Origin of the sequence: Turicibacter faecis, from assembly GCF_037076425.1 — a bacterium.
Classification (GTDB): domain Bacteria; phylum Bacillota_I; class Bacilli_A; order MOL361; family Turicibacteraceae; genus Turicibacter; species Turicibacter faecis.
Genome location: NZ_AP028127.1, coordinates 111835 through 126788, shown reverse-complemented (window position 1 = coordinate 126788; position 14954 = coordinate 111835). Strand labels below are relative to the sequence as shown.

The 14954-nt window shown below is 33.9% G+C and carries 13 protein-coding genes; 6 read left to right on the top strand and 7 right to left on the bottom strand.

Annotation, left to right across the window (positions count from 1 at the left end; all coding sequences use genetic code 11):
- Positions 1-66: 66 nt before the first annotated feature.
- On the top strand, positions 67-756 hold the full coding sequence (locus AACH31_RS00680; RefSeq protein ID WP_262951024.1) for a radical SAM protein: 690 nt from the start codon (positions 67-69) through the stop codon (positions 754-756).
- A gap of 289 nt (positions 757-1045) precedes the next feature.
- Here AACH31_RS00680 and AACH31_RS00675 read toward each other — a convergent pair whose 3' ends face one another.
- Complete coding sequence (locus AACH31_RS00675; protein WP_262951022.1) at positions 1046-1732, bottom strand: queuosine precursor transporter; 687 nt, start codon at positions 1730-1732, stop codon at positions 1046-1048.
- 330 nt (positions 1733-2062) lie between these two features.
- Between AACH31_RS00675 and AACH31_RS00670 the strand changes: the two genes are divergently transcribed.
- The gene (locus AACH31_RS00670; protein WP_161832857.1) at positions 2063-3016 is read left to right on the top strand and encodes a helix-turn-helix domain-containing protein; all 954 of its coding nucleotides are present in this window, start codon (positions 2063-2065) and stop codon (positions 3014-3016) included.
- Positions 3017-3339: 323 nt separating this feature from the next.
- Here AACH31_RS00670 and AACH31_RS00665 read toward each other — a convergent pair whose 3' ends face one another.
- The 5 genes from AACH31_RS00665 to cdaA form a co-directional block, all read right to left on the bottom strand.
- Complete coding sequence (locus AACH31_RS00665) at positions 3340-4740, bottom strand: MATE family efflux transporter (protein WP_161832858.1); 1401 nt, start codon at positions 4738-4740, stop codon at positions 3340-3342.
- Positions 4741-4919: 179 nt separating this feature from the next.
- The gene (glmS, locus tag AACH31_RS00660) at positions 4920-6704 is read right to left on the bottom strand and encodes a glutamine--fructose-6-phosphate transaminase (isomerizing) (RefSeq protein ID WP_161832859.1); all 1785 of its coding nucleotides are present in this window, start codon (positions 6702-6704) and stop codon (positions 4920-4922) included.
- Positions 6705-7180: 476 nt separating this feature from the next.
- Positions 7181-8518: a phosphoglucosamine mutase gene (gene glmM / locus AACH31_RS00655; RefSeq protein ID WP_161832860.1), complete on the bottom strand. Its 1338-nt coding sequence runs from the start codon at positions 8516-8518 to the stop codon at positions 7181-7183.
- A 17-nt stretch (positions 8519-8535) separates the two neighbouring features.
- A complete protein-coding gene (locus tag AACH31_RS00650; protein ID WP_161832861.1) occupies positions 8536-9906 on the bottom strand; it encodes a CdaR family protein in 1371 nt (456 codons plus the stop codon).
- Positions 9907-9943: 37 nt separating this feature from the next.
- The gene (gene cdaA / locus AACH31_RS00645; protein WP_161832862.1) at positions 9944-10711 is read right to left on the bottom strand and encodes a diadenylate cyclase CdaA; all 768 of its coding nucleotides are present in this window, start codon (positions 10709-10711) and stop codon (positions 9944-9946) included.
- A 326-nt stretch (positions 10712-11037) separates the two neighbouring features.
- Between cdaA and AACH31_RS00640 the strand changes: the two genes are divergently transcribed.
- The 4 genes from AACH31_RS00640 (at position 11038) to AACH31_RS00625 (ending at position 14423) form a co-directional block, all read left to right on the top strand.
- Positions 11038-12198 carry an ISL3 family transposase gene (locus AACH31_RS00640; protein WP_338617747.1) on the top strand — a complete coding sequence of 387 codons (1161 nt, stop codon included), beginning with the start codon at positions 11038-11040 and terminating at the stop codon, positions 12196-12198.
- A 3-nt stretch (positions 12199-12201) separates the two neighbouring features.
- A complete protein-coding gene (locus AACH31_RS00635; RefSeq protein WP_338618081.1) occupies positions 12202-12669 on the top strand; it encodes a transposase in 468 nt (155 codons plus the stop codon).
- Between the two features lie 467 nt (positions 12670-13136).
- Complete coding sequence (locus AACH31_RS00630; RefSeq protein WP_338617262.1) at positions 13137-13508, top strand: transposase family protein; 372 nt, start codon at positions 13137-13139, stop codon at positions 13506-13508.
- Positions 13509-13514: 6 nt separating this feature from the next.
- Entirely contained in the window at positions 13515-14423 is a 909-nt protein-coding gene (locus AACH31_RS00625; protein ID WP_338618079.1) for an ISL3 family transposase, read from the top strand.
- 162 nt (positions 14424-14585) lie between these two features.
- Here the strand turns inward: AACH31_RS00625 and rplQ are convergent, their stop codons facing one another.
- Positions 14586-14948 carry a 50S ribosomal protein L17 gene (rplQ, locus tag AACH31_RS00620; protein ID WP_161831738.1) on the bottom strand — a complete coding sequence of 121 codons (363 nt, stop codon included), beginning with the start codon at positions 14946-14948 and terminating at the stop codon, positions 14586-14588.
- Between the last annotated feature and the right edge of the window lie 6 nt (positions 14949-14954).

Genomic DNA, 14954 nt, shown 5'->3' with positions numbered 1-14954 from the left:
CATTAAATTAGGACACTTTACGCGCATCAACCGCGAATATTTGATATACTAAAAACGGTGATAAAAATGGAAAGATATAATATTATAACGGAAAAGTTTCCTAGAGAAATTGTTCTTCTAAAAAGTAAGCCTTGTTCATATGGTAAATGTGCCTTTTGTGATTACATCGATGATAATTCCACTAATGTGGCTAAAATCAACCAAGTAAATCAAGAAGTATTAGCCAATGTTAAAGGTATTTATAATACGTTAGAAGTAATCAATTCTGGAAATATATTCGATTTACCTAAAGATTCTTTGGCGCTAGTAAAAGAAACAGTAGAGATTCATCAATTTGATAAGTTATTTGCAGAGGCCCACTGGATATTTCGTAATCATCTAACGAAAATGCGAAATCGGCTCGATGTAGATATAATGTTTAAAACTGGGGTCGAAACATTTGATTACGATTTTCGCGAAAAAGTTCTAAAAAAAGGGGCCCCTTTTCAAAGTGTTGATGAGTTAAAGCAATATTTTGATTCCCCTTGTATCATGGTAGGTGTTAAAGGTCAAACAAAAGATATGATAAAACGAGATATAGACATCGTCCTTAATCAATTTAATCATGCAACAGTAAATGTCTACTGTGAAAATACAACGGCCATCAAACCTGATCCTCAATTAAAGGAATGGTTTTACAACGAGTACAAATGGCTCGATGATATCAAACATCTCGAAATCTTATGGAACAATACCGATTTTGGAGTTGGCGACTAAAAAAAGACAAGAATCATCTTGATTCATGTCTTTTTTTATAGACGATGAACTACTTTTTAAAAATTATTTTTTTCTAACAAACGAATAAGGATAGCTTAATATTCCTTGATATAACGTTATCCACAATAACAACGTATGTATAGTTTAATGTATAGTCAAATGATTTTGATCCTCATTTTCCTCTATAATATTACTTTTTATTTTCGTCTGTACAGTTGAATGTATATCTAAAATAACCTAATTAAACTTTCCTCTTTTCCCCAATAAAAAAACCGGTTCATAGACCGGTTTATAAATCAAGTGGATTAACCTTTTTTAATAAATAGACAAACGGAGTATCTGAAATACTTAAAATAACTTTAAATAAGTAGGTAACGATAAAAATTTCAATCGAATCCCCCACTGTCCATAAACCAAAGGCCACTACAATTGCCGTAAATAATAATGTATCGATAAATTGACTGATTAACGTACTCCCATTATTACGTAACCATAACCATTTATCTTCTGGAAACTTTGCCTTAATAATATGAAAAATAAACACATCCACATTTTGTGAAACAATAAATGAACTCAGCCCTGCAATTGTGAATACGGGTAATGCTAAAGAAAATAATCCCTCCATATGCGGTTGAGCCCAATCAGAAGCATCCGGAGCAAACCATAGAGAAAACTGGGTCACCACTAAAAAAGATAATTGCATAAAAAAGCCGATAAATACGGCCGTCATCGCTGCCTTTTTTCCATACTTTTCACTCAGTAAATCGGTCGCTAAAAAGATTCCACTAAACATTGTATTACCTAGTGTTGCCGTAATTCCAAAAATGGTAATTGTCTTCGCGACTTGAATATTAGCCGCAATTACACTCATTGCAATGTATGCGTACAATCCCTTCCGCCCAAAGAGTTTATAGCTTAAAACCACTAAGCTAAAATTTACGATAATAAACATTAGAGCAATTAATTCATTTGTCATACTAATCTCCCTTACCTTATAAATTATAACAACAAAAAAACTCCTAAACAAACAGGAGCAGATATAAGATCACAGCAAAATAAACGTACATCAACCTGTAACGTTTACTAGATTAGACCTCCTATTTTTGATAACGCTGGATTCTGCCAACAGCATGAGGATTTTATTCTTGTTATGTTTCATATTATAACACGAAAAATATTAAAACTGTAGTATCCTCTTCATCCTCGACTCTAATTTTTACTTTTTTAGGGTCATTTGCTAATATATTTCCGTTATTGGGTACCCTATTATTAATAATATACTTAAAGCATTAGAAAGAAGGTTATTATGAGGGATCAAACATTTTCAAATTTAAATGGACATTATATTAACTTCCAACAATTAACCCAAAAATTAAAAGAAATTGCCCATGAAAAGGGCATGACACAAAGTGAATTAGCCGAAGGGATTACCCCCCGAGAACATTTAAATAAAATACTCAATGGAAAGCGAAATCCGAGTTTAATTCTCCTTTATCAATTATGTAACAAATTAAACGTTGATATTCGCTTACTAATTGAACAGGGCTATTACGTTAATTACGAACAAACATCTAACTATATCCATCGTATGAAACAATGTATTACGCAAGGAAATTTTGATAGGTTAGAAGAGCTGGTTAATTTTTGTTCAACGATCGATGATTTTAAAAATGGGATTGCCAAACAATTTCTCACTTATCAAAAGGGAATCATCCAATTAAAAAAGTACCATAACCCTTCCCAGGCGCTCGAATATATAGAAGAGTCTCTATCCACAGCATTTCAAAAAGGATACGAGGGAAGTAGTTCATCCCATTTTCTAACGTTAGAAGAAAAAAATATAAACATTGATAAAGCCATTTGCCTTTTCCAATTAGGGGATACGGAACAAGCTATTAATATTTTAGTATCAATTATAAACAACAGGCTTGCCATCTATGAAAATACCGAAACCTATCATTTATTACGAGCACACTTCTATCTCGCAAAGTTTTATTTAGAAACTCAGCAAATTAATTTTTGCCTCGAGGTAGCTAAAAAAGGAATTGATTTGGCGCATTGCAAGTTTGTTTATATCTATGTAGGTGATTTACACGCTCTTACTTCCCTAGCCTTTCATGCACTACAAAATGATAAGGAAGCCAATTTTCACTATAATAAAGCACAAGACTTCTATCGTCTTCTCGGAAGTTCACAACCTTTTAAATCCCCTAAAAGGGATTTTATATCCCCCATCAAAAAAGATCCGTCTCCAAAATAATTATGGTGATTCACCCCATTCTCCTCCTCCTTCAATCGAAGAGAAGAAAAAGTATACTAAAATAAAGACCTCCCACTATAAACGGAATCAATATAAACTCGAAAATCAAGCACCAATTCACACCCGTGATAGAATTAACTCTATGCTTCACCTTGCTTATTTTTACAATACCTATAAAAAATTGTTTAGTAAGAACACTTTAAACTGTACCCTACTAAACAATCAATGGAAAATTATTATATTACGTTTAAATGTCGCTACCTTATAGATAGAGACTTTTCTAAAAAGAATACGAAAAATTCATTTCTAGCCCACTTTTAAAATCATGCCCCCTCTGATGCAGAAGACACTCTATCTCTAGTATAATTATCTGAAGAAACAACATGTAACTTTCTAATTGAAGAGAAGAAAACAATTCCTGTAATAATAGAAGCCAATCCATCAGCAACCGGACCTGATAACCAAACCCCCATCAATCCAAAGTTACCAATATGAGGCAAAATAAGCAAGCAAGGAATTAATAAAATAACTTGGCGTAATAAACTTAAAAACATAGAAATTCTTGCCTGACCAATGGATTGAAAATAATTAGAGCTAATAACTTGGAACCCAAGAACAGGAAACATAAATAAAAATATCTTTGTACCCTCAATGGCCATTCCTAACAACTCTTGATCATTACTAAAGATTCTAATCAACATCTGAGGAGCAAACTGGATTAATAACCAGCCAAACGTCACAATAACCGTTGCAATGATGACAGGAATTTTAACTGCATCTTTAACACGATTATACTTTTTAGCTCCATAATTATACCCAATAATCGGTTGTGATCCCTGATTTAAACCGAATAATGGCATCATAAAAATCATAGATATACTATTTACAATAGTCATAGCCCCAATCGCTAAATCACCACCGTACTGCTTTAAAGCATTATTTGCTAATATTAAAACAATACTTTGAGCAATTTGCATAGAAAAAGGGCTCATTCCAATTGAAAAAATACTCATTACAGTAGACCATTCTAATTTCATACTTTCACGTGAAATCTTAATAGTACTTTTTCCCTTAGTAAAATAATAAAGAATCCACATGGTGGAAGCAATTTGAGAAATAATAGTGGCTAAAGCGGCCCCACGCACCCCCATTCCAAGTCCAAAAATAAAAATAGGATCTAATAAAATATTAGTTCCAGCCCCTATTAACATCGAAAACATAGCCAGTTTAGGATTGCCATCACTACGAATTGAATGATTTAATCCAAAGCTAAGCATATTAAAAATAGTACCTATAAAAATAATTTGCATGTATTGAGCAGCATATTCCTCAGTTTCAGTACTTGCCCCAAACATTTTAAGAATCGGGGACATAAAAAATAATCCTAAAACAGTAATGAAAATACTGATCAGTAGAATTAATGTGAAGGCATTTCCCAAATGTTTTTCGGCTTCTAGGCGTTTATGTTCTCCTAACTTTAAAGAAATACGCGCACTTGCTCCAAGACCTACAAGCATCCCAAAAGCTAATATGATTGTCATAATAGGCATCGTAATTCCGACACCGGTTAAAGCCAATCCTCCGACATTCGGTATATTTCCAATAAACATTCGATCAACAATATTATATAAGACGTTCACCATCATCCCTATAATGGCAGGAACCGAGAATTGGAAAAGCAACTTAGTTACTTTCTCTTCCCCTAGCATTTGTTGTTTATTCACTTAATAATTCCTCCTCTACTATAAAATTATGCATATTAAAAGCACCTGATCGTATTTAACGAATCAAGATAATTCTACTACCAATACCTATACTATCATTAATAATTTTCAGATACAATATCTCTTAAAAAAAGGTGTGAGACATTGCTCACACCTTTCCGACATTACTACTAAATCTATTATTCCACAGTAACTGATTTTGCTAAATTACGTGGTTTATCAATATCAAAATCACGTTGTAATGCTGCATAATAAGAAATTAATTGCGTTGGAACAACCGTTACTAATGGCGTTAATAATGGATGCACATCATCGATGACAATTTGGTCTGTTTCAGAGCTTAATGAACGTAAGGAAATAATAACTGTATTTGCCCCACGCGCTTTAACCTCCTTAACATTTGAACGCGTATTTAAATTAACTGCCTCTTGAGAGATAATTGCAATGACTGGTGTTCCCTTTTCAATTAAAGCAATAGTTCCGTGTTTTAATTCTCCAGCCGCAAACCCTTCCGTTTGGATATATGAAATCTCTTTTAATTTTAAAGCTGCTTCTAATGCGACATAATAATCCACATGTCGCCCAATATAGAAACAATTTCGTTGTGTTAAATATTCTTTCGCGATTTCTTCATATTGTTCCTTGTGATCTGTAATACTTTCCATCACATTAGCTACAATCGCTAATTCACGAGATAAATCTAAATCTGACTTTCCAGCCACTTTAGCAGCTAAAACCGCCTGGACTGCTACCTGGGCTGTGTAAGCCTTTGTTGAAGCAACTGCGATTTCAGGCCCTGCATGCAATAATAATGTATGATCAGCCTCACGTGATAACGTTGATCCCGGTACATTTGTAATAGTTAGAGATGGATATCCTAATTGTTTAATCTTAACTAATACGGCACGACTATCTGCAGTTTCACCTGATTGAGAAATAAAGATAAATAATGGATTCTTACTTATAACAGGTGTATTATAAACAAACTCAGATGAAATATGCACCTCTGTTGGGATACCAGCTAACTGTTCAAATAATTGTTTTCCAACAAAACCAGCATGCATACTTGTCCCTGCAGCAATAATATATAAACGATCAGCAGATTGTACCGCATCTACAATCTTTTGATCCATTTTAATTTGACCATCTTCAAAGTATTGCTCTACAATTCGTCGGATAACATAAGGTTGTTCATCAATTTCTTTTAACATGTAATGAGGGTATGTCCCCTTTTCAATATCTGAAGCATCTAATTCAGCAGTAAATGGTGAACGTTTAACAGGAACTCCTAACAGATTATAGATAGTAACTCCCTCACGAGTTAATTTAATAAATTCCTCATCTTCAATTTCAACAAATTGATTCGTACATTGAAGCATTGCCATGGCATCAGATCCAATCATGTTAAATCCTTCACCTAATCCAATTAACATTGGAGACTTATTTTTAGCTGCATATAAAACATCTGGATTCTCTGCATCAATGACTCCTAATGCATAAGAACCATGTAATAGGCTCATAACGTGACGAATTGCTAATTCTACATCCTCTTTCTCTAAAACAAAGTGTTCAATTAGAGCGGCAATCACTTCAGTATCTGTATCAGAAATAAATTTATAGTTTGGTAAAAATTCTTGACGTAATTCTAGTTCATTTTCAATAACCCCATTATGGACAATCGTAAAACGTCCTGTACTTGATTGATGAGGATGTGAATTACGTTGATTAGGGGCACCGTGAGTTGCCCAACGTGTATGCCCAATTCCTACAGTAGATAAAACAGTTTCATCTACAACCGTACGTAAATGTGCAATACGGCCTTTATCTTTAAAAATATGTACACCATTCTCATTCACAACTGCGATTCCCGCAGAGTCATACCCTCGGTATTCTAACTTCTCTAAACCATTTAACAGAATATCTTTAACATCCTGTGTACCAATATATCCTACAATTCCACACATATTTATAACAACTCCTTCTTTTTTTAATAGATACAAAAATAGAGTCGCTTTCTTAATTACCTTTTCTTCAATTTTGTCGTAAGGGTTACCCCTTAGTTTTGTTTGAAGACCACGACTGAGGTATACAGCCGGAAGGCATCCGCCGAATAATCGATTAACCTTCACCTCGTCAGCTAATGAAATATATTCAAGAGCTCTGGCGCTTTATGAATAGACAAAACTTATCTACCCCAAATCCTCCTTCCCCATAGAAAGCAACATCTCAATTATATCATATGCGACAAAAAAAAGTATGTTATTTTAGTCCCAAACAAAATAATTCTTTTCAGAAAAAAGCCGTCTCTAATTGAAGGCACGTAGATTTATTTAGAGATATAAAAAATTACCCATCCTACAATTAGAATTTTTACAGGAATGTAGCATTTAACAACGTCTTAAACATGTAAAAAGGGAGACACAAGTCTCCCTTTTTATCCTTATTTCAATTCACGTTCTACAACATTTAAGATTCGCTCTACATATGACTCACATAACTCCTGGGTTTTAGCTTCAACCATTACCCTAACTAACGGTTCTGTTCCAGAAGGACGAACTAACACTCGTCCCTCACCAGACATTTCGGCCTCAACTTCAGCTATTACCTTTAAGATGGCTTCATTTGTCATCATCGCATTTTTATCCTCAACACGAAGATTTTTTAATAATTGCGGATACTTTGGCATTGCCTTAGCTAAATCTGCTAAACTCTTTTCCTTTTCTGCAACAATTTTAGCAAGTTGAACAGCACTTAACATTCCATCTCCCGTTGTTCCATAGTCTAGAAAAATTAAATGTCCTGATTGTTCACCACCAAAGTTATAATCGTTCTTTAACATTTCCTCTAAAACATAGCGGTCACCCACTTTGGTCTGAACACTATGTAGCCCATTCTCTTCAATAGCATGATAGAATCCCAAATTACTCATTACTGTTGAGACGACAGTACCTTTTTTCAATAACCCATTCTCATTTAAATACTGACCGACAATAAACATAATATGATCTCCATCAATGATAGCTCCCGTATGATCAACTGCAATTAATCGATCACAATCGCCATCAAACGCAAAACCTAAGTCTGCCTCGTGCTTAACAACTTCTTTTGCTAACGCCTCTGGATGTGTTGATCCACAATTATGATTAATGTTAATTCCATCCGGATTTGAAGAAACCGTTACAATATCTGCATCTAAATCTGCAAATAATTGGGGTGCTAATGCAGAGCTAGCGCCATTCGCACAGTCTAATACAATTTTTAATCCTGTTAATTTTTGACCTACAGTCCCTTTAATAAAGTTAACATATTTTTGAGATCCCATTTGAAAATCTTCAATACGCCCAATCTCACCAGCTATAGGTCGAGGTAATTCATCAGCTAAATCAATTAAATTCTCAATTTCTTCTTCCTCTGAATCACTTAATTTATAACCACTATGACTAAAAATTTTAATTCCATTATCCTGTACCGGATTATGAGACGCAGAAATCATTATCCCCGCATCTACATCTAAACTCTTTGTTAAATAGGCAACCCCAGGAGTAGTAATAACCCCTAGCGTAAGAACATCTGCACCAGATGAAACTAATCCGGCAATTAATGCACTTTCTAATAACTCACCTGAAATTCGTGTATCACGGCCAATTAATACCTTTGGGCGAGTATTCTTAGACTTTAAATGGTTCCCTAAAATTCTTCCTAATTTCAATGTAAACTCTGGAGTTAATTCAGTATTAGCAATTCCTCTAATTCCATCTGTACCAAAATATTTTCCCATTTATCATAACCTCACTTTTATTCTGTAATAATAATATTTATCTTTGCCCTACTTGGATCAATGATTACGTTATCAACTGTCTCTATTGTAACCGGAATTTGATATTCACCTGGCGTATATCCGTTTAAATCAATAAAAACCTTAATATCTTCATTAGAGAGCAAATCTAAACGTGTTTTAGCTCCGCTTAATGTTAAATCAACCATAGCATCATCTAGAGATTTGGCCTTTACTTTATAGCGAGAGTCCAAATTTTTAAATTCAATCGGAACATCCTCTAGAATCTTCTTCTTTGTTTCTTCAAATTTCACTTTCACCTTTACAGTATCAGTATCCATTTTATGTACATTTTCTGGTTTTTCGAGCTTTACTATAATCTCATTATTCTCATCTAACTGATATAAATCAACCTGAGCTATCAGTTCAGTATACACATCGATTACATCAGATTCACCATACAATTTAACTTTTGATGGTTCTATACTAATGGATTCTATGCTATAACCCTCTGGAGGATTTCCTGTAATAACCTCCTTAATAGGAATAACCTTACTTGGAGTGGTCACTTGTGTTGAAACCATTACCCTTTCTGGCCTAATCTCAACATCAAGCTTATTACCAAGTCTATCGTAAGCATAAACCGGAGCCTCGTAATCAGAAAGTTTAGAAAGATCCGAAACATCCACTATAGCCTTAACACTAGCTATTTGATCTACAACAATTTGAGGACCCTTTATTTTCACGGTATCGACAGCCACTTGAGGATCACCTAATACATACATCTCATCAATTTGATCTAAATTTACAAAGTCTGCCCTTATCGGCTTATCCGTTTCTATTAAGGACATGATAGTAACAACAATCGTACTAGGATCTAACTTAACGTCCAGGTCATTGCTGAGTTTACTATATTCTAAATTAACCTTATGGGTTCCTGGAGGTAGATTCCTTAAATCGGCATAAACCTCAAAGTTAGATTTTGCTTTAGCAATATCAACTTTTCCTCGATCACCAATTAGTGTAACATCTACAGTAGCAGGTAATCCATCAACTACCATTCTGTCTTGGTCATAATACTGACTCAGTGGATAATTATTAATATCCGCAGAGTACCGCTCCTTAGCATTGGGAACATACCTTATATTTATAGCAAATACGATCGCTACTACTAACGCTAGTAACTTAATTAATCTTTCATTACGAAGTAAGCTTTCGTATATATGGTCCAATTTTTGAAACCTTAACACACTTAATAACATTCCCGGATTAGTCAAAACTCTTCCCAATGTTTTGGAAAAGTCTATAACTTTATGTATAAATTTTTCTGTCCCGTATGCTTGATTAGTTTCCTCATGTTCGCGCTGTTCCTGCATATTCTCTTTTTTCATAAAACACCACCTTTATAGATTACAATCGCTGGATTAACTAACCTAAATACTTCTCTAAATCGGCCTTAAATGTATCTATACGATCGTAAACCTTTAGCTCCCCCTTGTACGCAATCGAGTATCTTCCAGTTTCTTCAGATACAACCAAGGTTAAACTATCAGAAATTTCACTAATTCCGATAGCTGCCCGATGCCTTGTTCCAAATGCCTTATTAATATCCTCTCTTCTCGTCGAGGGAAGATAGGCACCAGCACAATAAAGTTTTCCATCTCTAATCATAACGGCACCATCATGAAGTGGGGTGGTGGGTACAAAGATAGTCGTCAACAACTCCTGAGAGATTTCACCATCAATGATTGTAGACGGTGTTATAAATTCATCTAATTTTACGCCTCTCTCAATAACAATTAATGCCCCAATACGTCGCTTTGCTAGAAACTCTACTGAATTGGCTAGTATACTATGTATATCATTTACGGCAAGGCTATTCTTTTCCCGATTCATCGTGCTATTACGTCCAATTTGCTCTAAACCACTACGAATTTCTGGTTGAAAAATAATAATGACAGCAAGTAATCCCCAATCAATAATATTACCGATTAATGCACTTAGAGTATATAAATCAAATATTTGACTAATAATATCAATCAAATATATGAGCATAACTCCCTTAAGGATTTGAACAGCACGAACATTTGATTTAATCAATTTTAATATGTAGTATATAATCAACCATACGAAATAGACATCTAAACATACTAATAACAGTTCAAAAAATGTAAAGTTTTCTACCGTATTAATCAAATCAGAGCCTCCTTTTTTCTACTAGTTTTATTATAACACAATTCAATCAAATATAAATAAACCTCTAGTCTTTTATAGATAATATTCCAGTATATGCTTATAAAACGATATTTTATCTACCATCTGTTCTACTAAGCAATACTCTAATGTATTAGAATAATCATTCTAAATTTACTAAAAATATATTTTTTATTAATTATCCGTTGGCGAAGAAAATATTTAAAACTACTATATGAATGCTAACATAAATGTGGTTCTTCCTGACTTTTGGTGATAAAACGCTTTACCTGATATAATGAAAAGACATCGTAGAGAGGTATATCATCATGAATCTTAATGTCTTTTTCCCTGAAAATCTTATGATTCAATCCATTGAAAATAATGAGCATATAATCTTGATTTGTTTAAAATCTGAATCAAAATTTAACCACTGTCCCTTATGTGGGATGAAAAGTCACCAGGTACACAGTACGTATCTTAGAAAACCATTAGATGCGTCTATCCTTAATAAACCTGTTCAATTAAGGATACAAGCTAAAAAGTTTTTTTGTTTAAATCCTAACTGTAAACGTCAAATTTTTACTGAAAGATTTACTGGCTTTTTAAATGCCTATCGGCGTTTAACCATTCGTCTTGAAGAGGTTTTTCTTCAATTATCATTATCGATGAGTGCGGAAGCTTTATCACGCTTTCTTTTTAAACTTGGATATAAACGAAGTGGAGATGCACTATTAGATTTATTACGACGTATCGATTCTACTGAAAAAGATATAAAAAATCAGTCATTAACCCATATTGGGGTTGATGACTTTTCTTTTCGTCGAGGGGTCGACTTTGGAACGGTTATTTGTGATTTAGAAACGCATCGTCCGGTTGAAATTCTGGCCTCTCGTTCGACTCAAGCGTTTAAAGAATGGTTGGAAAAACATCCCTCAGTTGAATTAGTGACACGTGATCGTGCAACAACTTATACTAAAGCCATTCATTTAACGAATCCTAACATTATTCAGGTTGCCGACAAGTGGCACTTTCTTAAAAACCTATTAACGGTTGTTAAAGAAACCATTAGTTCTCGTTTTCCTAAAGGATGGTTTATCATGCCTGAATCTTCAATCACTAAAAAAACAGATCCAGCGACAGATATAACGATTACTAACGTGAACTCAATATCCAGTCATGAATCATTATCTGAAAAGGAACAAGCAAAATGGGCACTCATTTTGGAGATTCAAAAGGTCTACCAACAAGTAGGCTCTATTCGTCAAACAGCCAGACAACTTAAGTTAAGTCGGACAACCGTAGCGAAGTATATTCAGTTATCTGAACCTCCCAAGCAAATACGAAAGCCCCGTGTTAATCAATTTGTCCCCTATTTAAATCAAATCACACAATGGTGTCAGGAGGGAAAAACTGCTCGTTGGATTCATGAACAACTCATCCACCAAGGGTTTAAAGGAGGAGCTTCTTCAACTCGTCGAAAAGTTTAAGAAATTAAAGCAAATCTCCCCGTAAAAACAAGTGAGAAGGCAACAGAAAAAATATCAAAAAAATCTAGTAAATTATTGAAAGCAACGAAGTTTCAACTCACCTCATTCATTTGGCGAAAACCAACGTCTTTAACTCAACCAGAATTAAATTTATTAAATGAACTCTTTCAAGCTCATGCAGACTTAAGTGAACTATATACAGCCATCCAAGTATTTAGAGATTTGGTCACGATGGGGCAAGTATTCAAATTATCTCAATGGCTAGAACGTTACGCTACTCATGAGATTAAATTACTGCGTGAGTTTTGTCTTCGAATGAAACGTGATGAGCAATCGATCAGTAACGCATTAGTTTATCCATACACTAATGCGATTTGTGAAGGGAATGTCAACCGAATTAAAATGATTAAACGCCAAATGTATGGACGAGCAAGTTTTGAACTTCTACGTATTAAAGTGCTCTATTCCTAGAAAGGGCTTTTCACCAAAATAGCGGAAGAACCACTTTTTTATTGACATTTATAGAAGAATCACTTTTTTATTGACATTTATACTACTAGATCCTATTCTTTTGATTGAATAAAATAATTGAGTTAATTTTATTATTTATAAGATACATTTTCATATATTTTAAATAAATATTATATTAACTACTATTAAATGGATACAAATGCTTATCTCACCAAATGTATAACACATTTTCTATACTATATATCCTGATTATTAGAATTCAACGATATAGTAAAATATGTCTAAGATTAAATTTAAAATCCTAGCGATATAAGCACTAGGATTTTAAATTTAATTTTTTCGGTTCTATAATATTTAGTGTTGCTGATTAAGCAGCGCTTTTTTCATAGGATAAAAAAAAAGAGACTTCAAGTCTCAATCCTGTTACAATGTTATCGACTAAAACAATATTGAAAGGATAAGATTTAATGTCTCACTCATATTTTACTAGAAAACTTTTAAATATTAAAGATAAAAATATTACATTTTCAGAAGATTATCTTGAGGAAGTGAAGTTGAACGGAATTACTAGCTTTATCTTTAAAGGTATTCTTACGTATCAACCGACTCATTGTCAAAAATGCGGAACCCTATTTGATTCAAAATTTAAGAAGCATGGATTTAAAACCTCTCGAATTGTCATTCCAAAAGTCTCTCTTCACGATACCTACTTAGACCTAAAAAAACAGCGTTATTATTGTGGGCATTGCCAGTCTACTTTTACACTAAGTACTTCAATTGTTGAAAAGAACTGTTACATTTCTTATCATACGAAACACGCCATTGCTTTAGAGGCCTAAAATAAAATTTCTGAATGTGATATCGCACGTCGCCATCAGGTCTCTCATTCAACCGTCAATCGAATCATCCATAGCTTTTATGAATCTCAAACCTTAAACCTTAATTATTTACCTGAAAATCTCTGTTTTGATGAATTTAAATCCGTTAAGTCTGCTGAGGGGCATATGTCTTTTATTTTTTGCGATGCTGACTCAAAACAAATCATCGATATCGTTGAAGATCGTCGTTTAAACTCCCTTCAAGCTTATTTTAAACGATACACAAAGGAAGCACGTCATCGAGTAAAAAATATTGTGATTGATATGTACGCTCCTTACATCAGCCTCATTAAGGATCTTTTTCCTCATGCCCAAATTATCATTGATAAATTTCATCTCGTTCAACATCTCTCTCGTGCACTGAACAAAACTCGAATCCGATTCATGAAAAAGTTCAAAAAGCATGGTCGTAAATTCAAACGTTATTGGCGCTTATTTTTAAAATCTCACGCTTTACTTAATACCACCACTTATCGATCAGTTTACTGCTTTAAACAACCCATGCGTGAAATTGATATCTTAAACTTTCTACTTGATTTATCTCCTGAATTAAAAGCAACCTATGATTTATATCAAGAGTTACTTTTCGCTCTTCAGACAAAAAACTTAAAACGATTTAATCATTTACTCGAAACGGAACATCCGCTTGTTTCTCCTGAGTTTCAAACGGCTTTCCAAACCTTTAAAACTTATCAATCCTATATTAAAAATACACTCTCAACTCATTACACAAATGGTCCCATCGAAGGAATTAATAATAAAATTAAGGTCATTAAGCGTATTGCCTTTGGATATCGTAGTTTCTATCACTTTAAATCTCGTATTCTCATGGTTCAAAATCTAACAAAGCCTAAAACGAAAATCCTAGCAGCATAGCTACTAGGATTTCGATTTGAATTTTCGTTGTAACAGGTTACAAATTAATCAGCAACACTATTTGACAAAGAACCATTTTTTCATACTAACAATTCAAATTCATCTTCAGGATTATAGCATAAAAAAAACCATAGAAGATAAAGTCCTCTATGGTTCTAAAAATTATACTAACTCGATAACTACCATTTCAGCTGCATCCCCACGACGAGGTCCAACTTTTAAAATACGAGTGTATCCACCGTTACGCTCAGCATAGCGAGGTGCGATATCAGAGAATAATTTTTGTACAGCTGTTGCTCCAGTTTCATCGTTTGCAACTTCAGCGCGTACATATGCAGCTGCTTGACGACGAGCATGTAAGTCTCCGCGTTTACCTAAAGTAATTAATTTTTCAACTACTGAACGTAATTCCTTTGCACGAGCTTCAGTTGTAACAATGCGTTCGTTAATGATTAAATCTGTTGATAAATCACGTAACATTGCTTTACGTTGATGACTAAGACGTCCTAATTTTCTATAAGCCACTTAAAA

Coding starts and splice junctions, on each gene's coding strand:
- AACH31_RS00630 (WP_338617262.1), top strand. CDS start 13,137: ATGTCTCACTCATATTTTACTAGAAAACTTTTAAATATTAAAGATAAA.
- AACH31_RS00640 (WP_338617747.1), top strand. CDS start 11,038: ATGAATCTTAATGTCTTTTTCCCTGAAAATCTTATGATTCAATCCATT.
- AACH31_RS00650 (WP_161832861.1), bottom strand. CDS start 9,906: ATGAAAAAAGAGAATATGCAGGAACAGCGCGAACATGAGGAAACTAAT.
- glmM (WP_161832860.1), bottom strand. CDS start 8,518: ATGGGAAAATATTTTGGTACAGATGGAATTAGAGGAATTGCTAATACT.
- AACH31_RS00680 (WP_262951024.1), top strand. CDS start 67: ATGGAAAGATATAATATTATAACGGAAAAGTTTCCTAGAGAAATTGTT.
- glmS (WP_161832859.1), bottom strand. CDS start 6,704: ATGTGTGGAATTGTAGGATATATTGGTACACAGGATGTTAAAGATATT.
- AACH31_RS00670 (WP_161832857.1), top strand. CDS start 2,063: ATGAGGGATCAAACATTTTCAAATTTAAATGGACATTATATTAACTTC.
- AACH31_RS00675 (WP_262951022.1), bottom strand. CDS start 1,732: ATGACAAATGAATTAATTGCTCTAATGTTTATTATCGTAAATTTTAGC.